General features: G+C 42.6%; 20 protein-coding genes. 10 read left to right on the plus strand and 10 right to left on the minus strand.

Annotation, left to right across the window (positions count from 1 at the left end):
- Positions 1 to 5: 5 nt before the first annotated feature.
- Together HYN59_RS16655 and HYN59_RS16660 are read right to left on the minus strand one after the other, a co-directional pair.
- The gene (locus tag HYN59_RS16655; protein WP_108779360.1) at positions 6 to 566 is read right to left on the minus strand and encodes a YeeE/YedE family protein; all 561 of its coding nucleotides are present in this window, start codon (positions 564 to 566) and stop codon (positions 6 to 8) included.
- A gap of 156 nt (positions 567 to 722) precedes the next feature.
- A complete protein-coding gene (locus HYN59_RS16660; RefSeq protein WP_108779361.1) occupies positions 723 to 1,238 on the minus strand; it encodes a hypothetical protein in 516 nt (171 codons plus the stop codon).
- Positions 1,239 to 1,352: 114 nt separating this feature from the next.
- Between HYN59_RS16660 and HYN59_RS16665 the strand changes: the two genes are divergently transcribed.
- The 4 genes from HYN59_RS16665 (at position 1,353) to HYN59_RS16680 (ending at position 4,310) form a co-directional block, all read left to right on the plus strand.
- Positions 1,353 to 1,904, plus strand: a complete 552-nt coding sequence (locus tag HYN59_RS16665; RefSeq protein ID WP_181369475.1) for a DUF1543 domain-containing protein — start codon at positions 1,353 to 1,355, stop codon at positions 1,902 to 1,904.
- Positions 1,905 to 2,003: 99 nt separating this feature from the next.
- Entirely contained in the window at positions 2,004 to 2,606 is a 603-nt protein-coding gene (locus tag HYN59_RS16670; RefSeq protein WP_108779362.1) for a DUF7822 domain-containing protein, read from the plus strand.
- Between the two features lie 2 nt (positions 2,607 to 2,608).
- The gene (locus HYN59_RS16675; RefSeq protein WP_108779363.1) at positions 2,609 to 3,151 is read left to right on the plus strand and encodes a hypothetical protein; all 543 of its coding nucleotides are present in this window, start codon (positions 2,609 to 2,611) and stop codon (positions 3,149 to 3,151) included.
- The gene (locus tag HYN59_RS16680; RefSeq protein WP_108779364.1) at positions 3,141 to 4,310 is read left to right on the plus strand and encodes a DUF4274 domain-containing protein; all 1,170 of its coding nucleotides are present in this window, start codon (positions 3,141 to 3,143) and stop codon (positions 4,308 to 4,310) included. The genes HYN59_RS16675 and HYN59_RS16680 overlap by 11 nt, the downstream gene beginning before the upstream one ends.
- 7 nt (positions 4,311 to 4,317) lie before the next feature.
- Here HYN59_RS16680 and HYN59_RS16685 read toward each other — a convergent pair whose 3' ends face one another.
- Positions 4,318 to 5,562 (minus strand): T9SS type A sorting domain-containing protein, encoded by a 1,245-nt coding sequence (locus tag HYN59_RS16685; RefSeq protein WP_108779785.1) that lies wholly within the window; start codon positions 5,560 to 5,562, stop codon positions 4,318 to 4,320.
- Between the two features lie 237 nt (positions 5,563 to 5,799).
- Here HYN59_RS16685 and HYN59_RS18395 point away from each other — a divergent pair, with 237 nt between their 5' ends.
- Positions 5,800 to 5,925, plus strand: coding sequence for a hypothetical protein (locus tag HYN59_RS18395; protein ID WP_281261173.1), 126 nt, complete (start codon positions 5,800 to 5,802; stop codon positions 5,923 to 5,925).
- 1 nt (position 5,926) lies between these two features.
- Here the strand turns inward: HYN59_RS18395 and HYN59_RS16690 are convergent, their stop codons facing one another.
- The 4 genes from HYN59_RS16690 to HYN59_RS16705 form a co-directional block, all read right to left on the minus strand.
- Positions 5,927 to 6,421: a hypothetical protein gene (locus tag HYN59_RS16690; RefSeq protein ID WP_108779365.1), complete on the minus strand. Its 495-nt coding sequence runs from the start codon at positions 6,419 to 6,421 to the stop codon at positions 5,927 to 5,929.
- A gap of 166 nt (positions 6,422 to 6,587) precedes the next feature.
- Positions 6,588 to 10,016 (minus strand): methylmalonyl-CoA mutase family protein, encoded by a 3,429-nt coding sequence (locus HYN59_RS16695; RefSeq protein WP_108779366.1) that lies wholly within the window; start codon positions 10,014 to 10,016, stop codon positions 6,588 to 6,590.
- 233 nt (positions 10,017 to 10,249) lie between these two features.
- Entirely contained in the window at positions 10,250 to 10,858 is a 609-nt protein-coding gene (locus tag HYN59_RS16700) for a hypothetical protein (RefSeq protein WP_108779367.1), read from the minus strand.
- A 39-nt stretch (positions 10,859 to 10,897) separates the two neighbouring features.
- A complete protein-coding gene (locus HYN59_RS16705; RefSeq protein ID WP_108779368.1) occupies positions 10,898 to 11,548 on the minus strand; it encodes a VOC family protein in 651 nt (216 codons plus the stop codon).
- 135 nt (positions 11,549 to 11,683) lie between these two features.
- Between HYN59_RS16705 and HYN59_RS16710 the strand changes: the two genes are divergently transcribed.
- The 4 genes from HYN59_RS16710 (at position 11,684) to HYN59_RS16725 (ending at position 14,842) form a co-directional block, all read left to right on the plus strand.
- Positions 11,684 to 12,571 (plus strand): EamA family transporter, encoded by an 888-nt coding sequence (locus tag HYN59_RS16710; RefSeq protein WP_108779369.1) that lies wholly within the window; start codon positions 11,684 to 11,686, stop codon positions 12,569 to 12,571.
- Positions 12,572 to 12,686: 115 nt separating this feature from the next.
- Positions 12,687 to 13,421 carry a DUF4197 domain-containing protein gene (locus HYN59_RS16715; protein WP_108779370.1) on the plus strand — a complete coding sequence of 245 codons (735 nt, stop codon included), beginning with the start codon at positions 12,687 to 12,689 and terminating at the stop codon, positions 13,419 to 13,421.
- Positions 13,422 to 13,433: 12 nt separating this feature from the next.
- Positions 13,434 to 14,147, plus strand: a complete 714-nt coding sequence (locus HYN59_RS16720; protein ID WP_108779371.1) for a DUF4197 domain-containing protein — start codon at positions 13,434 to 13,436, stop codon at positions 14,145 to 14,147.
- A 257-nt stretch (positions 14,148 to 14,404) separates the two neighbouring features.
- Positions 14,405 to 14,842, plus strand: coding sequence for a thioredoxin family protein (locus tag HYN59_RS16725; RefSeq protein WP_108779372.1), 438 nt, complete (start codon positions 14,405 to 14,407; stop codon positions 14,840 to 14,842).
- Between the two features lie 73 nt (positions 14,843 to 14,915).
- On the opposite strand, the gene HYN59_RS16730 is transcribed toward HYN59_RS16725, so the two are convergent.
- From HYN59_RS16730 to pyrF, 3 genes are all read right to left on the minus strand, one after another.
- Positions 14,916 to 15,410 (minus strand): hypothetical protein, encoded by a 495-nt coding sequence (locus HYN59_RS16730; RefSeq protein ID WP_108779373.1) that lies wholly within the window; start codon positions 15,408 to 15,410, stop codon positions 14,916 to 14,918.
- A gap of 27 nt (positions 15,411 to 15,437) precedes the next feature.
- Positions 15,438 to 16,247, minus strand: coding sequence for an ABC transporter substrate-binding protein (locus HYN59_RS16735; protein WP_108779374.1), 810 nt, complete (start codon positions 16,245 to 16,247; stop codon positions 15,438 to 15,440).
- Positions 16,248 to 16,366: 119 nt separating this feature from the next.
- Complete coding sequence (gene pyrF, locus HYN59_RS16740) at positions 16,367 to 17,212, minus strand: orotidine-5'-phosphate decarboxylase (protein ID WP_108779375.1); 846 nt, start codon at positions 17,210 to 17,212, stop codon at positions 16,367 to 16,369.
- A 421-nt stretch (positions 17,213 to 17,633) separates the two neighbouring features.
- Between pyrF and HYN59_RS16745 the strand changes: the two genes are divergently transcribed.
- A complete protein-coding gene (locus HYN59_RS16745) occupies positions 17,634 to 20,579 on the plus strand; it encodes a COR domain-containing protein (protein WP_108779376.1) in 2,946 nt (981 codons plus the stop codon).
- The last annotated feature ends 23 nt before the right edge of the window (positions 20,580 to 20,602 follow it).

Below are 20,602 nucleotides of genomic sequence, written 5' to 3' on the forward strand. Positions count from 1 at the left end.
TACTTTTAATTAAAGATAAGCGGTAATAACAGCCACGACATAATGAGGCCGCCAATGAAAAATCCGATAACAGCAATAAGCGAAGGCAGCTGCAGGCTGCTAAGCCCCGTAATGGCGTGGCCGGATGTACAGCCTCCCGCATAACGCGTGCCGAAGCCTACCAAAAGACCACCAAGCAATAGTATCCCGAGGATTTTTGGCGACTGCAATGCCTCGATGCTTGTAAGCGTATCTGGAAGCAGTTTGCCGTCGGGCTGGTCGATATGCATCTGCTGCAGTTCGGTCACTGTCTTAGGGTTCAGGTTAACACCCGATCCGTCACTCATATACGTTACAGCAAGCCAGCCCCCGATCATGGCGCCAAGCACCACTACAAGGTTCCAGCGCTGGGCTTTCCAGTCAAACCTGAAAAATTCAGATGTCTTGCCGGCACCGACCATGGAACACATAGTGCGGAGGTTGGACGACATACCGAAAGTTTTGCCGAAATAAATCAGCGACAGCATAACCATCCCAATTATGAAGCCCGATATGTACCAGGGCCACGTTCCGTAAAAGCTATACATAGTTGAATATTGTTTATTTTATTGATTATCGGCTAATGTTGGTGGTACAAAAATAGGAATTTATATGGCATCCCCAACCCCATAAAAAGGCATAAAAAAACAGCTCCCATTTCCGGAAGCTGCCTGTATATTCATTCAATAGGATTGAGCGGATCCTTATCTTTTCTCAATCTGGACATCAGAACCATTTTGCGCGCTTATCGCACTCATTACAGCATCAAAGTCATTCGTATTAACCGTTTGTGAGAAGTAGCCCGGTACGATAGCTACCCTGAATACCTGATTAAGGGAGAAATCCTGCCTTGTTAACGGATCAAAATCGGCTTCCAGGTAAATAGTAATATCATCCTGTGAGAAATCGAAGAAATATTTAAGGTTCTCTTCGTTTGCAGTACCTGCATTAAAAGTATACGATGTCGGTACCGGTTCCCATATATCTTTTCCGTTTGAAGTTGATCCGGAAAGCCTGTACAGCAAAATTACATCAGAAGAATAGATGGATGGATTTAAAGGCACTGTTACCCTGAAATTTCCGGTAGCTGTAAAGTTTACATTATCAACCTCAAATACTTCGCTGATCGTGTCGTTATCTACCCTGTCATCATTATTAGTACAGCTTGTAAAGGCAAGTGTCCCGATTACAGTAGTAAGGAGTAAAAATATCTTTTTCATAATTTAAATTTATTAATGTTATTTTATTGTCTAAAAGTAGCGTTTCAAAAATTGAACCAAAAATTTAAATTGGTAAAAAAATATTAAACTTTTTTTGAATACCTTTATCCTGCAATGGAAACGAACCCTAAACTTTACATGGTTTTACTGGGCTGCACGCCAAAAGGCAGGCTCACGGAACAGCACGATATATTTTTTGGAATCGGAAAATCCGTTTTGGAGCTTAAGCGTGAAATGTATGGCTTTTGGCCCGATGGCGGTCAGCTGCACGTGGATTGCTGGCGCGAAGTCACGCAGGTTGACGGTTATAGCATCACTATTGTCCCGAAAGAAGATGCCGATACCCCGGAGAAACTTTTCTTCCTGAACCTTGGCGGCTACCGCCCGGGGGAATTCGAGGAATACCATTACAAAATGCTCGCGGTCGCCCCTACTATGGGTAAGGCCATAAAGGCATCCAAAAAGACGGCTTTCTATAAAGAATGGGGCTTTAAAGGCGCCGAATCGCACGTAGACGAAAAGTATGCCCTTGATGTTGACGACATGCATAAAGTGGAAGACTTATTTTCCGATGAATTAAAAGCCCGTTACAGCATCAGGATCGAAAAAAAAGAAGGCGCTGAAGATGAGCTGCATATCGGGTACCTGAAACTCGGCAAACGTTAAGCCCTCCCCCCGCTGATAATTTTTCATAATTATTTACCGTGCAATATTACGCTTACAGCCTTTTTCGGTTATATTTAGCTTTTAAATATAAATCCTACCATGGCGAACAGAAGCTACATTTATGGCCTGAAGAATGGGCGCTACACCAGTATTGGCGAATATCCTTATTTTATACCATATGCATTTAAAGTGCTTGCGGGCTTTGACCCTGAGCCTATAGAGTCAGCACTATTCGACCCAAAAGTAGGGATAAAGGCCGATTTTGCAAAAGGGAAAAAAGCCCTTTATTTTATCCTTGACTTTCTATCGGCTACAAAACAGATGGCCGATCGTGACGAGTTTGATGCGTTTGTAGCAGAAACAAAAGCTTTCCTCGACCCTATTGATGCCGAACATATCATTTTGGAAAACGGTGAGATATACAGCCTCTATACCGATGATAACGGTGAATATCTCTCGGCGGAAGGTCTTGAGGCTGCGAACGTGACCGAGTGCAAGACCTGCTTTTTCAGGGGTGAGGAAATCGACGTTATCAGGCAATATAATATTCAGCCTTCACAGTTATTCAACCTTGACAATGAAACCCTGAAAGACATTTTAGCGTCTGTCATCATACTTAAAGACGAATGGAAGAAAAGGCTGGCAGAAGGATGTTGGCGCGATGTGCTGTATTTTCAATTTAATTATAAAGACCAACAATAAAAATGAAGACGATAAAAGATTTCAATACAGATGGTGTACTGGTTATAGCAAATACAACCAAATTGAAAGGAACCTTCCCCATAAACGGGTTTAATTATGATTATCCTGAAGGCCTGTCTGAACTGATAAAAAACGGCACCATCCATATTATAACCACCGACGGCGATGTGAAAGCTATATCATTTGTTTTTGACAAAGAGGAAGTAGATACAGCGAAATGGAAGCTGAATGATTCCAATAACTACTTAAAGGTGGAAGAGGGCGATGAAGTCCGGCTGATGGCCCATGGCGACTTTACGCGTGTATGCGACTGGAAAGGCGGCGATTTCGGGGCTTATGTTGACGACAGCCCTTTTGATACCAAGCGGCTTTTAAAAAGCATGCCGAAAATCGACATCCCAACAGGCTATCACAAGGTAAATGTTTACACTAAAGCAAAGCTTCGTAAATATGCATTCCCTGAATTTATTTTTGTGATGGAACCGGCATCGCCCGCAGACACAAACGAAATCACATTAGAGCCATTGGAATGTTATGGAGGATAAGCAATTATTACTTGAAAAACTACTGAAATATTCGGGTTGTGACCTGAAAACCTGCGAAGAACAGCTGGCAAAACGAAACGGCAATTTCTGGGAAGCGCTCTATGGCCTTACTATGCCGGTTGAAGAAAAAGACATTTTCACAAAAAAACTGTATGTAGCGGAAGATACCACGGAATTATTAGCAATACTCCGCAGCCTTAAGGAAATTTATGGCGGATGGGGATTTTCTGATTTAAAAAGCAAGGTTTATGACGACGACGAGGCATTCTTTATGTCCTGCAAGCCAACCGGAGAAGAAGGCATGTATGAGATCGTTCCACAGCCGGAAGAAATAGAGAAGTATGGAGCGTTGTTGAAGTCGGCGGAACAGGAGGTCGTCATTGAAACCTTACAGGTGCTTGGCATGATTGAAGTAAAGCATTTCAGCAGCGATATCATCAGTGAAATAAAAAAGCTCTTAACAGGTAAAAATGCGCATTTGGCGAATGAAGCCATGAGATCTAACACCACAGACCAGCCTGAAAAAATAGCCGTGTTCTTAGACGAACTGCAACACAACTTTAAGCCCAACCGCAGCCAGAACCATTTTATGGTTATCAGGGCGTTCTGGAGCAAAAATGCACCCATTTATCCCGAAATAACCGATGATATCCAAAGGCTTACCCGCTCGGGAAATAGCCAGGTGCGTGATATGGCTAATGATGTGTTGGTGCGTTACGGACAAATTAGCCCCGAAGAAAAAGCTGCTGCAGAACTAAGGCGGCGAAATGCTGAAGTTGCCGGCATACATCTTAAAGTGGAGAAAATAAAAACCGCAAAAGCCCTTTATACATTTGCCGATAAATTCAATTGGGACGAAGATGTGGAATACATGTTCGCGGTAATTCGCCATGAACTGTGCGAGACAGCAACTGCAAAGCTAGTATACTGGAGGAGCGAGCCTAACTATTATCGGAAATTCACAGACGAAAATCAGGTTGAAGAATATCACAGGGATACCTACCGCCTGCAACGCGAGATCGAACATGGAATTTCGGCGGGGAAATATACCGTAGGGAAATTAAAATACGATCCTAAAGATGATCATGCCCTTGACAGGACTGAAAGCAACATGTCGGAGAGCGAAATAAAGAAGGCGATACCTGAGTTTATGTATTGATGAAGGCCTATCGATCCCGCTTGACCAGCCTGTACGAATAGTCCGGAAACTCACTAACTTTAATGATATAAACGCCTGACTGAAGCCTGCCTACGTCTATCCTGTTCTGCCCGCCTGTGAGCGTACCGCTTAAAGCATTACGCCCATTCATATCAATAAAATCGTACTGGATACCTGCAAGTGACGGCTCTATTTCTATATGGAGCATATCGCCTACGGGATTTGGGTAAACCCGTATCCTGTTTCTTATATCATTGCGCATAGTTGCCAGCGGCAGGTTCTCCAAATACTCCTGAAGATATGCCGAAAGGTCGAACCTGTGAAGCCTTTGCGGCACGTTCACAAAAGGTGCTTTTACGAGATGTTCATTGGTTACAAAATAGTCGAGCCCGTTAGAAGTAGTAATCCCTTCGGCCTGGTGGAAGCCCATGGAAGACATACTTACCTTCCGCTTATTTCCACTGAAAAAATTATGCCCATTGAAGTCATACAGCAGGTAAAAGAACGGTTGTACCAGGCTGCTATAGCCGGTTAGCACTACCAGCTTTTTATCTTCGAGATAGGTTGCACCTGTAATAAGCCCGTCCACATTATAAGTAGCTTTAAGCTGTGCGACATACGTGCCCGGCGTTTTAAGCAGTGCATAAACACTTGTTTTTTTACTGACCCACTGCTTGGTAAACAGGTAGATACTGTCCTGCGCCACTACAAAAGCCTCACAATCAAAGTCGGTATTGTTGCCACCTGTAGGTGTGAGATTGGTTTGGTTGGAATACGAAAAATTAATGGAATTGGCCTGAACATTTCCCGAGAGGAGGTCGGCCTTCCCTACCCTTATTATCCTGAGGTTATTGCGGTTGCCGTTGCTGTTATTACCAAAGTCGCCTATATAAACATATTGGGAATCCTGCGAAATTTCCTCCCAGTCCTTGTTGGAAGTACCGGTTACAGGCAGTGTTTGCAGTACAGCCCCCGTGATGCTGTCGAGCGAATACAATTTGATATCGGTATTGTCGTTATGCGTTACCAAACGCTTGTCCCACTTTATAAGGCCGGAAGTTTCTTCCACGGTATTCGGAAGGTTTACTGAAGTTGTTGGTGCAACCGATGACGAACTGTAGGTACAGCTGCCATCATTTATCGTGGCCTGCGGGTTGTAGTTATTGGAAAGCGGGTCGGTACACCCTGCAACCTGTGCCTGCGCCGGGCAAAAACCAAGCAGGAAAACAAATATGAGGAGAAGTGCTTTCATAGCTGTAAGGTATGGATTTACTATAAAGTTACCAATATCCAGCAAGCATTGAATGTGAGCCGGTTATATTTATGAAAAGTTTAAAGGTAGGGTTGGAAGTCGGATGTTTGGGGGCGGAACTACAACATCGGACATCCGACATCAGACATCGGACAAAAAAACCTTACCAAACGTTAAATCCCTTCTTTTTGCAGAATGGTGTTTCTAATTTTAAGTAAACAAAAAAAGAAACACACCATGAACAAATTAATAAGGGGCCTCATAGCAGGCTGGGGCGCAAAAAAAATCGGGGGCGGATGCATCGGCACCATTATAGCATTTGTAGTGATTTATTATTTATTGGGATACTGCGACAGGATGTAGTTTAGCCTGCGGCTGCAACTGAAGCGGCCGCGGCATTCATCGCAGCCCGGAAATAATGCATTGCTACGAGCGCAAGGAGCATTGTATCTTCTGTCATGGTATCCTCATTTACAGTAAGTAGATACCCGGGGTTAAACTTCCAGGAAAACTCCTGCTTCACTTCCATTACTACTTCACCTTTGTAGTTTTCCAACACATAACCACACTTAAAAAAGCCTTTTGGCTTTAACGTATAAAAATGATGGGCTTCTTTTGTCCTGCTTATCACATTACCGCTCCACTTCGTCTTTATATCGAAAATGGGCATGCCATCTTTCAGCACCTCGCCATGGGTTTTCCAGAAGCCTTTTCCTTTCAGGATATACATTGAGGCTCCGATGGTTATTTCCGCGTCCTGCGAGAACCATTTGGGATAATATAGCGTGCCAAAGGGCTTGCCATCAATAAGTGCGGTATAGCGGCGGTTCTTTTCGGAAGTAATTGTAATCGTTTGCATAGTATGTTTTTTAGTACAGCTAAATTACGCTATGATTAAGCAGTAGCCAAAAATGTTGATGCAGATGATAGTAACTTCATTACATTTTCCAACAAAAAAGCCTCCCCATTACGGAAGGCTTCTATCTAATAATCTAACAGTCTAAAAATCTAATAATCTAAAAGAATTACATATTCCTCCTGTACTGCCCTCCTACCTCGAACAACGCCGAAGTGATCTGGCCCAGGGAGCATACTTTTGTAGCTTCCATCAGCTGCTCAAAGATGTTCTTGTTCTGTATCGCTGCATCCTGCACAATAGCAAGCTGCTCCGTTACTTTGTCGGCATGGATGGTGTGCAGGGCTTCCAGCGCATCGATCTGGAACTGCTTCTCTTCTTCGGTTGCGCGTATCACCTCAGCAGGGATAACCGTTGGCGACCCTTTCGAGCTTAAGAAAGTATTGACCCCAATGATCGGGAACTCGCCTGTGTGCTTCAGCGTTTCGTAATAAAGGCTTTCCTCCTGTATCTTGCTGCGCTGGTACATGGTCTCCATGGCGCCAAGCACGCCGCCACGTTCGGTGATACGGTCAAATTCAGCGAGTACAGCTTCTTCTACAAGGTCAGTGAGCTCTTCGATGATGAACGACCCCTGTATCGGGTTCTCATTCTTCGCAAGGCCAAGCTCTTTGTTAATGATCAGCTGTATCGCCATCGCACGGCGCACGCTTTCCTCTGTGGGCGTCGTGATAGCCTCATCATACGCATTGGTATGCAATGAGTTACAGTTGTCATATATTGCATACAGCGCCTGAAGTGTTGTACGGATGTCATTAAAGTCGATCTCCTGTGCGTGCAGCGAACGGCCCGATGTCTGGATGTGGTATTTCAGCATTTGCGCACGCTCATTGGCGCCGTATTTATTTTTCAGGGCTTTCGCCCAAATTTTACGCGCCACACGGCCAATCACCGCATATTCAGGGTCGATGCCGTTACTGAAGAAGAACGAAAGGTTCGGCCCGAAATCGTTGATGTTCATACCGCGGCTCAGGTAGTATTCCACGTAAGTGAAGCCGTTCGCCAATGTAAACGCCAACTGTGTTATCGGGTTGGCACCGGCCTCGGCAATGTGGTAGCCGGATATGGAAACCGAATAGAAGTTACGTATGTTGTTCGTAATAAAATACTCCTGCACGTCGCCCATCAGCCTCAATGCAAATTCGGTCGAGAAGATACAGGTATTCTGTGCCTGGTCTTCTTTAAGGATGTCGGCCTGTACGGTACCGCGCACCTGTGTCAGTGTGCGGACTTTTATTTCATTGTACACATGAGCAGGCAGTACCTGGTCGCCGGTCACGCCAAGCAGCATCAGGCCAAGGCCGTCGTTACCCGCAGGCAGTTCGCCATTGTAACGCGGACGTGCAATGCCTTTTGCTTTGTATATTTCGTTGATGTGGTTGTCTACTTCTGCTTCCAGGCCGTGCTCTTTGATGTAAAGCTCACACTGCTGGTCGATGGCGGCATTCATAAAGAAGCCCAATAACATTGGCGCAGGCCCGTTGATGGTCATACTCACCGATGTCAGCGGGTGGGCCAGGTTAAAGCCTGAGTACAATTTCTTGGCATCATCAAGGCAGCAGATAGATACACCGGCGTTACCGATCTTCCCATAAATATCGGGGCGTACATGCGGGTCGTTGCCATACAGCGTCACACTGTCAAAAGCAGTAGAAAGGCGCTTGGCAGGCAGTCCGGCACTCACATAGTGGAAACGCTTGTTGGTACGCTCAGGGCCGCCCTCTCCGGCAAACATCCTCGATGGGTCTTCACCCTCACGCTTGAACGGGTATAGTCCCGATGTGAACGGGAACTCGCCCGGCACATTCTCCTGCAGGCACCAGCGCAGGATATCGCCCCACGCCTTGTATTTCGGCAGGGCCACCTTAGGTATCTGCGAATGCGAAAGCGATTCGGTGTGTGTTTGTATCTTGATCTCCTTATCCCTAACTTTAAAGGAATATACCGGATTTTTATATTTGTTCACCTTGTCGTCCCAAGTAAGGATGATCTCCCAGTTGTATGGGTCAAGGTTCATTTTTACACGGTCAAACTCTTTTAGCAGGAGCGAAAGGAATTGCTGTTTATCGTCACCTGTTACAGCAACAGATGCCTCATCAATACCGGCTTTGCTGATAACAGGCGTTTTCCCGGTAACGGTCTCAATGGTCTTATAAAGCCCGTACAGCTTTTGCGCCACTTCCTGCTGGCCCATGGCCACCTCATCATACTTGCGATTGTTCTCTGCAATTTCGCTAAGGTAACGGGTGCGGTGCGGTGGTATCACGAAGATCTTCTCGCTCATTTCGCGGGTGATTTCGAAGGTCGTTTTCAGGTCGGCGCCCGTTTTCTCCACCACTTTGTCCATGATCTTTTTGTAGAGCGTGTTCATGCCCGGATCGTTGAACTGTGAGGCTATCGTCCCGAAAACCGGAAGGTCGTCAGGGTTGGCATCCCACAGGTTGTGGTTGCGCTGGTATTGCTTCTTCACATCGCGAAGTGCATCAAGCGACCCGCGCTTGTCGAATTTATTGATGGCAACCAGATCGGCAAAATCAAGCATATCGATCTTCTCCAACTGTGTAGCAGCACCAAATTCAGGTGTCATTACATATAATGATACATCCGAATGCTCGAGTATCTCGGTATCGCTTTGCCCGATACCTGAAGTTTCAAGGATAATGATGTCGTATTTCGCTGCCTTTAGCACCTGAATGGCTTCAGCAACATATTTGGATAAGGCGAGGTTACTCTGCCTTGTAGCCAATGAGCGCATATACACCCTTGGGTTGTTGATGGCGTTCATACGGATACGGTCGCCCAGCAATGCCCCGCCTGTCTTACGCTTGGATGGGTCGACAGATATAAGGCCGATAGTCTTTTCAGGAAAGTCGATCAGGAAGCGGCGAACAAGCTCATCTACCAATGATGATTTACCCGCACCACCCGTACCCGTGATACCTAATACCGGGATTTGTGACGTTTCATTCTGCTTATGGATGGCATCCAGCGTTTCTTTTGCAATCTCAGGGAAGTTTTCCGCCGAAGATATTACCCTTGCTATTGCTGTCGGGTTCTTTTCTTCCAGGTGGTTGATCTCACCATTAAGGGAATCGCCAACAGGGTAATCGGAACGCTTTACCAGGTCATTGATCATACCCTGAAGCCCAAGCTCACGCCCATCGTCCGGAGAATAAATGCGGGTAATGCCGTAGTCCTGCAGTTCCTTTATTTCCTCAGGAAGGATCACTCCGCCCCCACCGCCGAATATCTTTATGTGGCCCGCGCCTTTTTCCTTCAGGAGGTCGTACATGTATTTAAAATATTCGTTGTGCCCGCCCTGGTAGGAGGTCATTGCAATTGCATTGGCATCTTCCTGAATAGCAGTGTTCACTACTTCTTCCACACTACGGTCGTGCCCAAGGTGGATTACTTCCACGCCGGTGGACTGGATGATACGGCGCATGATATTGATAGCGGCATCGTGCCCGTCAAAAAGCGATGCGGCAGTAACGATCCTTACTTTGTTCTTAGGAATATAAGGTACAGCTTGTTCCATTATGAATTATTCAATTTTGAGAGCGCAATTTACGTATTTATTAAAATTTTAATTGCAGACGGGCGTAAAAATATTTATATAAGAAAACGTTTTCGAAATTTGGGCGTGCCGGCTACGCAAGCTTCGCTGTCTGGCTATCGGCTATATCCCTCCGCAAGCTACGGGTATGCCGCCTCTATCCTTCACGCGGACGGTAATATCGTGTTATCGTTATTTTATATATTTACGAAACATCAAAGCCTGAAATAGTAGTAACTTTCGTGAAAGAATGCATTGAAGAATGTAAATTCCCCAAATGGGATCGCCTGATAACTGATATCCGGAATTATTGTATGTACTAATTCTTCGGGGAACTGTTGCGCATGAAAATATTTTTTCGCCACATCTCCCATCTGATCCATCAAGGGTTTATAATACATTTCCATTTCATGGCTTCTTTTTGGCTCTTTGTAGCCAGGCCGAAGAAAATCAACCGGTTCTGCCAGAGCATGGCTTACATCAGTTTCCAAAACATAGATAACATAATAAGGAATAATAATGCTGACATAAAGGCAAATGGAATAATGCTTTGTACCGATCAATTCTCCAAGTTGTAGGTTATGCGCCCGGTCATTTTGGTGGAACAAAGTAAAATCATAGAAATTCTTTAAAGTATCCAGCGATTCTATTTCTTTATAGAACCTATCAAAATCGCCATTCTTTTTTCTCAATTCTTCTTCATGGCATTTGTTTGACAAAGCTATAAATTCAGTGGAAGCCATATAATCCTGAAGATGGCTTATTTCATTTATACCTCTTGGGAAATATTTATAAACGGCTTCTGTAAAATATTCTTTAGTCATCTCTATAATTTGCAGCCAATTTATAAAAAAGAACAAATATCATCTCACAATATGCCCCACATTGCCTTCATGAAAATAAACAACCCGTGTGCGGAACGATTGCGCATGAACCTTTGTCGGGTACCAGTCCCGGCCTTTGCTCCCGAGGATGAACAACCCGTCATCATCGCCTACTACTGTAAAGTTCTCCCCCCGTGGCTGGCGGTGGAAAATGGGCAGGCCATATTCTTTTACAAGGGTTTCGGCGAGCTCGGTCACATTGTTGGTTACCATACCTATTTCGCTGATGTTGATATACGAATTGCTGCTGAAAGGATAATTCGAAAAGTTCTTGTTACTGTAGCGCGTAATAAACTCGAGTATGTTACCGTTGTTATCGAGAAAGTAAAAGGACTTTGCATCCCAATTAGTAAAGTCGACAATATCGCCCGATGGCCCACCGGAAATGATCTCGGTGCGCCATTTCATCATACGGTAGGCTTCTTCAAAGCGGTTGTTCGGCACATCGATGGCAAAATGATATACCGGCTTTATGCCTGCCGACCGCCTGAAAATAAGTTTTGTCACCCCTATACTGAATGTTACCAGGTCCTTCTCCGCAGCATAAGGGTCCAGCCCTAACACCTTTTTATAAAACCGTGTGGTTTCAGTAAGGTCATCACTAAGCAGTTCTATTTCGATGATGGTCATTCGTGAAGATTTTGGCAACCCGCTAATTTACGTATTAAAGCGGCTGCACATGCAAAACCTATCATAAACTTTGGCAGCCACAACGTTAAAGCATAACGAAATCCTTACATTTGCCGGCAAATTCAACACTTTGCCATGGGGTCGTCAAAATACTATGCTGCCGGGATCACTGCCTTCCTCATTTGGGGATTTTTCAGCTTTGGATTAAAGCCGCTGCACGCATACCCTTCCCTGGATATTCTCTTTTACCGGATATTCTTCTGTGCGCCTGCCATGTCGCTCATAACGTTGCTTTTCCGCAGGAACACAATAGCCGAAACACGGGCCATATTCCGGCAAATGCTTCCTGGCGCAAAAAGAAAATTACTGCTGCTAACTTTCGGCAGCGCTTTATTGCTGATGGCTAACTGGTTCATCTTTATTTACGTTATGAATCACATCAGCGTTAGTGCGGCATCTTTCGCCTACCTCGTCTGCCCGATACTCACCACGGTTTTCGCTTACTTTATCCTGAAGGAAAAACTAACCCCGCTGCAATGGGCTGCCGTAGGCCTCAGCGTTGCGGGGTGCGTGCTGCTTTCCTACAATAACTTTATGACCATACTTTACAGCCTTGTAGTGGCTGCCACCTATGCGCTTTACCTCATCATGCAAAAAAAGATAACGGGTGTCGATAAGTTCCTGCTGCTGAACGTACAGCTTATCATCATCGTACTTTTATTGCTGCCATTCTACCCGTCATACGGCGGCCCTGTACCGCAGGCAGCTTCGTTTTACGGATACATAGGCATCATAGCAGTAATTTTCACCATTATACCACTATTCCTTAACCTGTATGCGCTCAAAGGCATCAGCTCTTCATCCGTGGGGATATTGCTGTACATTAATCCAATTATCGGTTTCTTACTGTCAGCCTTTTATTATAATGAAGAAATTACCGTATACCAGATAGCCGCCTATTCGCTCATACTTGTTTCTATAGTGGTGTTCAATGTGCGTTTCGCGAGGCCGGCTACTACCTGACTTTCCAAAACGGAAGGACATTTTCTGTAAGAAATTTAGCAAGGAAATTAGACTTTATTTTTACGGTTTACTATTTCGGAACGGTTTTTGTTTCCATCAAAAAAACCTTAATAAAATGAAAAAGATATTCTATTCCCTTCTGCTTATAGCTTCGATAACAACAGGTGCCAATGCGCAGTTAAAAGACCTTATCGGGAAAGGCAAGGACGTGCTTTCCGGCGGAAAAGCGTCCAACTTCAGCAATGCCGATATTGGCAACGCTCTTAAAGAAGCCCTTAATAATGGTGTGACCAAGCAGGTTACCAAGCTGACCGCCGTGGATGGCTTCTATAAAAATGAGGCCGTAAAGATACTACTGCCGGAAGAGCTGCAGAAAGTCGATAAAAAACTAAGGCAGATGGGAATGTCCAGCCTTGCCGATGAAGGCATAAAAGTACTGAACCGCGCCGCCGAAGATGCCGTGAAGGAAGCCACCCCGATCTTTGTGGATGCCATTACAAAAATGACCATTACTGATGCGAAGAACATCCTTATGGGTGCTGATAACTCGGCTACTACATATCTTCAAAAGACTACGACAACACCGTTGTATGGCAAGTTTAGCCCGGTGGTAAAAACATCATTAAGCAAGGTAGGTGCCGATACGGTTTGGGCCAACATCATCAGCAAGTACAACGCCCTTCCGCTTGTAAGCAAGGTAAACCCCGACCTTACCGATTATGTGACCAACAAAGCGCTGGATGGCGTATTCAAAATGATCACGGTAGAAGAGAAAAATATTAGGACAAATTTATCATCACGGACTTCCGATTTACTTAAAAAAGTATTTGCTTTACAGGATAAAAAGTAACGATATTTTCCTATGAAAAAGCTCATCCTCCCGCTTCTCGCAATTTGCTTTATGTTCTCCGGCTGCGCCGAATTGCAGCAGGTGGCCTCCCAAATACCACAACTTGGCGAACTCAACAATGCCGATATCGCTGCCGGCCTCAGGGAAGCGCTTGATAAAGGGATTGACAAGCAGGTGAGCAAGCTTACGCAGACCGATGGCTTCTATAAAAACCAGCTGGTAAAGATACTCCTGCCTGCTGAATTGCAAAAAGTGGATAAGACCCTGCGCGACATCGGCCTGGGGAGCCTTGCCGACGAAGGCCTTAAAATGATGAACCGTGCTGCCGAGGATGCCGTGAAAGAAGCAACGCCTATATTCGTTTCGGCTGTGAAGAATATCACTTTTACCGATGCAAAGAACATACTGCTGGGCAACAACGAAGCCGCTACCACCTACCTGAAAGGCCAGACCTCATCGCAGCTGTATACCAAATTCAACCCGGTGATCAAATCGTCCTTTAATAAAGTGGGTGCCGATAAAGTGTGGAGCAGCATCATCACGCAATACAATAAAGTGCCTTTGGTACAAAAAGTAAACCCCGACCTGACCGACTATGTTACTACAAAAGCGCTGGAAGGTGTTTATAAAATGATCGCCGTTGAGGAAAAAGAAATCCGTACCAACATCAATGCAAGGACATCCGACCTGCTGAAAAGGGTTTTCGCTCAGCAGGACAACAGATAGCTAAAAATTTAATTATCAATAAACTATAAATAACATAGCCTTAACATACGCGAGAGATATTTTTAAGTAATTTGCATTTAATAAATGGTTTTCTCACATTTGGTTAGGGTTAGTTAGAAGAATGCCGGTATGATGAATACCGGCATTTTTATTGTGCCCCAGTGCCGCCTGTTGATACCATGCCTGTTTCAAAAAAATTTCGTTAATACGCTGAAATGTAAGCCGAAGGTTAGTTACTTTTGCAAAAAAAAGAATACGTGAAAAGGAGCCTTATTTTACTATGCTTACTGGCACATGCTGTGGGATTTTCGCAGGAATGGAATACCGAACTTGAAACCGCAAAACGCAAGGCAGTTACTTTCAATAAAAATATACTGCTTGTTTTCTCGGGTTCCGACTGGTGCATCCCCTGTATGGAACTGGAGAAAAAGGTTTGGCAGACCCCCGAATTTAAAGCCGCGGCCCAAAAAGACTGGATACTGCTGCGCGCCGATTTCCTCCAAAAGAAAGGTGATCCTGAGCCTGTAAATGTCAACGACCCAAAAATGATACTGGCCGAAAAATACAACCGCGACGGCTTTTTCCCTTTTATCGTAACGCTTGATAAATACGGCAAAGTGATCGGTAAAGTAGGCTATGAGGATTTTGATACCGCAGAGGAGTATATCTTTCTATTTAGGAGGATGCGGAAGTAATTTTTTTTACCAAATTACACAAATACTTTTGAAACGCGGATGACGCGGACTTAGGCAGATTTTCGCGAATTTTCTATGAGGGGTGAATGTTTGTCTTTATAAATTGATTGGTCTTTTTAGAGAAGAAAATTACGAGGCCAATCAATAAGACTATTGAACCGTCAATTATATATTTAGCCGTTTTGTCGTCTACAAATTTTCCCGGAAAAAGGAATATGTCTTTAAAATATTCATAGCCTAAAAATTTATACCTGAGCAATACGTATAAAATCACAAAAACAATAAGTGAATTGAGCCAATATAACCGGTTCTTTACTGTTATGATAGATGAAATGATAAATGCTATCAGCAATCCAACGAAACCTCCCAAAGCCAATATTATAATGAAATCAGAAGTTTCTTCAGGCCTGTTTTCAGCGGTTTGTTTTATTCCTGTTTTATCTGCTTCTGTAATTAGCCCTGCATAATAGCTGAAAACAAAAAATCTGAATGCATAGATCACAAACCATGCTGCCACGCCGTGAAGCATAATAAGTTTCCAGTTAAGCCGGGAAATAATAGTTTTCATTCAATTGTAGTTTGTCCAGATATAATTTTAAACCGGCTCCTCTATCCGCTCCTGCAATTGCTTAAAATAAGCGAACGCCTTAACCATCCTGCTGCCATACCACGAGAACATTTCGCCATCTACAAAAACGGTCTTGGCATGGTGGGTATGCCTGCCCAGCTCAAAGGCATCTTCGTCTTTAAAAGGATAGGGTTCTGACGAAAGCAGCACTACTTCGGGGTCGCCCTGGATGCGCATTTTCTGAACGATGACCTCCGGGTAGCGGCCTTCCCTTTCTTCGTAGATGTTGCTAAAATGGTTGAGCTTCATCATTTCGTTGATAAACGTTTCCTTACCCACCACCATGTAGGGTTCCTTCCAGATAAAGTAAGCCGTTTTAAGCCACTCCTTCCCCTCCATGAACTTTTGGAAGTCGGCTAAAGCATAATTGATCTTATCTATCCACTGTGCCGCAGCGGTACGCACTGAGAATAGCTTCCCAAACTCCGTTATCATATCCAGGCTGTCCTGCAGCGTGATGATATCGCTCGTCCACACCGGGGCGATTTCCCGCAGGCTGTTCACGATCTCCTCGGTATTCTCCTCCTTATTGGCAATGATGATGTCGGGCTGCAGCAGCCGTATCTTTTCGTAATGCACTTTCTTGGTGCCGCCGATTATCTTTTTGGTCGACTTCAAATGGTACGGGTGCACGCAGAATTTGGTTATCCCTACAAGGCTGTCTTCGAGCCCAAGGTCGAACAACAGTTCGGTTTGCGACGGGACGAGGGAAACAATGCGTTTGGGTGTAGCGGATAGCGTTAGGGTATGGCCTGTCTGGTCGGTGTAGGTTTTCATTTTACAGTTTTAATTAACCGCAATACAGTTTCATATTACGTACGTTGTCACTTCGAGCGCAGTCGAGTAGGCAAAATTAAGAAATGCCGCCTTTCGACTCCACTCAATATGACATTTCTTTATCGTATGTCAAGCGCTTTGGAAAGCTGCGAGTCAATAATGATCTCGCACATTTCCTGTTGCATCGTGTACGCCTCTGCCCTTGCCATTTCGGCGAAGTCTTCCCCATTACCGGCGTATATGATGCCGCGTGACGAGTTTACCAGCAGGCCAATGATATCGTTCATGCCGTAGCGGCACACTTCCTTCAGGCTGCCACCCTGCGCGCCCACGCCCGGTACGAGCAGGAAGCTGTCGGGTACGATCCTGCGGACTTCGCTAAAGTACTCTGCCTTGGTCGCGCCAATCACATACATCAGGTTGCCGGAATTCTGCCAGGTGCGCGACGTTTTGAGAACCGTTTTGTAAAGCTCGCCCTCATCGGTTTTCTGCGTCTGGAAATCGTATGCGCCGCCGTTGGAGGTCAGCGCCAGCAGTATGGTAAACTTGTTCTTAACAGCAAGGAACGGTTCCACGCTGTCCCGGCCCATATAGGGCGCTACGGTAACGGAGTCGAACGCCAGGTCCTCGAGGAACGCCTTAGCATACATGGCCGAAGTATTGCCGATATCGCCGCGCTTGGCATCGGCAATGGTGAATATTTCGGGGTGCCTCTGGTTCAGGTAATTGATGGTCTTTTCGAGCGCGTGCCAGCCTTTGAGCCCGTAGGCCTCATAAAATGCGGTGTTGGGCTTGTAGGCCACCGCGAGGTCGTGCGTAGCATCGATAATGGCTTTATTGAACTCGAATATAGGGTCCTCGGTGTCTAACAGGTGCTGCGGAATCTTGTCCAGGTCCACATCCAGCCCGATGCACAGGAATGATTTTTTGCGGAGTATCTCGGCGTGCAGTTGTTCTGTAGTCATGGTAGTTGTTGTTTGCACAAAAATAGGAAATTTTATGGTACCACACAGGGCGACTTTAGAGCCGATGTTGGGATATTTTAGGGTGTGCCGATGTGAATTTCAGGCACGGGTTGGAGGGCTTTAGGTATGAAAAGGTATGAGTGGGGTTAAAAGGGGTTTATTTCGCAAAGTTGTGCAAAGAAGACGCGAAGGTTTTGGGTGTGAGTAAAGTGCTTCCCCTCCCCTAAGGTGTCCGCCGGACGGGGTGGTTAATGATGAGGAAGAATGGCAGCCTGGTCAATAGACATGTCATTTCATATAGCGAAAACTACAGCTAGCAATTGCACGCTAGTACAGTTGCAATTTCTAATGATATTAAATAGAAATACCTTACATTATCTCAATGTTATGTTAACAAAATTTTTATATTTGGTTAAAAAAAATGAGTAAAAGCATAAACGATATTATTGTCGAATATAACCTGAAACATGGAATAGCCGAAAAATATTTGAAAATAGCAAATATAGAGTATGCAGATTTCGATTCAAATGTCGATGATCATATCATCAGTTTTTTTAATTTCCAGTTTTTGCAAAAAAATCAACAACTTATAGCATTGGAGGACGAACTAAATATCTCCTTATTTAGAATTTCAGAAAAAGATACTGTTGATCCCTCAAAATTATCTAAAATACCTCCGAAAAATTACTATTATATAAGCGATGATAAAAAAGTCATTGGCTTAAACTTGAGCGGTAATAATTTTGACTCAATTGAATTTATCAGTCAATTTAAAGAACTTGAGGAACTTAATCTTAATGATAACAAAATTCAAAATTTATCTCCACTAGCTAAATTAACAAGGCTAAAACATTTACAACTAGACAATAATCTAATTATTACCCTAGAGTATCTAAGAGATTTAAAAGCCTTGGAATTTTTAACATTATCAAATAACAAAATTGAAAGTGTAAATTGGCTTACGAATTTGACGAAATTGGTGTCATTAAAGTTGAATGGAAATAAAATAAAAGAATTTAAACAATTGGTAGATTTACCAAAGTTATTGAATTTAGATTTATCTTCAAACGAAATAAGTAATGTATCATATGTAACTAATTTTGAAGAAATTGCGTATAATTTACAAGATAATAAGATCTCAAAAGTTCCCGATTCCTTCTTCATAAAAAAAACCTTTATCAATTATAAACGTCTTAGGCACTCATTATTACATCTTCTATATGTAGCATTAAATTCAAGCAAGCTTGATTCAGGGTTTATTAATAATGTTCTAGATTTACAGGAGAAAACAGATGGAGAAGTTTTAAAAAATACAGCAAAGTATCGACATGCTTATGATAGAATCTATAATACTTACTTTACTTTAATATTTAACTCATATTTCGAAAAAAATCCGATTATTTCTCCACCATTAGAAATAATATTAGAAGGGGAGCATTCTGTTTTTAGATATTTTGAACGAAGAGATACGCAAGAAAGAGAATTCATTTATGATGCTAAAGTGACTATCGTTGGTGAAGGAAGTGCGGGAAAGACATCGTTACAAACAAGACTTTTAGATCCACAAAATGCTTTACCAAAATATGAAGAGAGGACACGAGGCATTAAAGTTGTAGAATACAACTTTGAAAATTTTAAGGCACATATTTGGGATTTTGGAGGTCAAGATGTATATTATCCTGTCCACCGCTTTTTTTTAACTAGCGACTCAGTCTATGTATTGGTTGCAGCAACTAGGGGAAATGTACATAATTTTGAATATTGGATACCAACTATATACCAATTCGGCGGTAATAGTCCAATTATAATAGTTCAGAACTGCTTTGATGGAATTACCGCTAATTGGAATAACATATTAAGCATATTTTATTCTAATCCAGACTACAACATCTTAAAACCTTATTCACAAATTAATTTACCAAACAATAATGAAGGATTAGAAGGTGCAAAAAACATCATTGAAGAGACAATTAAAAAACTTCCTCTAATTGGGAAAGAAGTTGTAAAATCATGGGTTAAAGTAAGAGATAAAGTTATAGAGATATCTGAAACATCGCCGTGTCTTTCTTTTGATCAGTTTAGAGATCTCTGTAGAGAGATAGATATCGAATACGATACGAATCATTTTTCAGATATAAAAGAAATAGTTGACATAGGAAAATTTCTTCATAAACTTGGAATTATTTTATGGTTTAATGATACACCACTATTAAGAAGTTATATTGTAATCAAACCTGAATGGCTTATGAATGCAGTATATTTTATTTTAGATGAAAAAAAATCTGAAAAGGGGTTTCTTACTTCTGTAGAGTTTGATGAAATTTGGAATGATAAATCATATATAGATAAAAGAGATTTTTTGAAGTCAATACTTGAACAATTTAAAATCGCATTCCCAAAAAAATCAAAGCTTGGTGAATATATTATTCCTTCAAAATTAAAATCCTTATCTGATTCGGATCAGTGGAAAATTGACATTAATAATAAATGCATCAGGTTAGAATATGAATTTGATTTTTTGCCGTACGGATTGACTAATCAAGTTAGCTCTGATCTTTCCAAATATATTACAAGCGATGATTCTGTTTGGTTTAATGCAGCCAACTTTAAAAAAAATGATAGTCATGCACAAATTGAAGAGAACCGAATAAAACGAATGCTTTTGATTAAAGCAAGAGGAAATGATGCTAGGGATTTAGTTGCAATGATAATGAAATCAATTGATGATGTAATAGATGAATACAGAGGTGTTAATCTTAAAATTAAAGTACTATGTAACTGTAATGTTTGTATAGGTTTACAAAATCCAATGGAATTTGATTATGATAAAATAAAAGAATGGATTAATTTAGGTAAGGATGAGAAGACTTGCCTAGAAAGCGATGAAAAAATCAATATTAGGAACCTTATCTACGATGCTGGTTTTGACTATATAAGTAAACATGACATGCTAAAAATTTTACAAGAAAATAAGACGATGAAAAATAAAAGTATTAACATATCTCCCATTATAAATAATAATCCACAGTTTAGTCAAAATAACAATATCAATATCCAACAAAAAATTGATATACAATATAGTTCGGAATTTGAAATTATAAAGGAGATTCTTTTGGATTTAAAGGATGAAGCAAAGGACAATAAACTTTGGCAAGAAACGCTTATTGAGTGTTTAGATCACTTTAACCGAATTGAGTACGCAGAAGACAAACCTTCACAAAAAACATCATTATCAATTATTGAACGAGGATTCAAAAAGCTAAAAGACTTGAAGGACATTGTAGCTATTAGCTTTCTATCTGTTGATATAGAGAAAAAATTTCCAGATTTACTGTCTCATTGGGAAGCATTTAAATCTATTTTTTAAACACTTTAACCCTATGCTTACTA

This window comes from Flavobacterium album, from assembly GCF_003096035.1.
Lineage (GTDB): Bacteria > Bacteroidota > Bacteroidia > Flavobacteriales > Flavobacteriaceae > Flavobacterium > Flavobacterium album.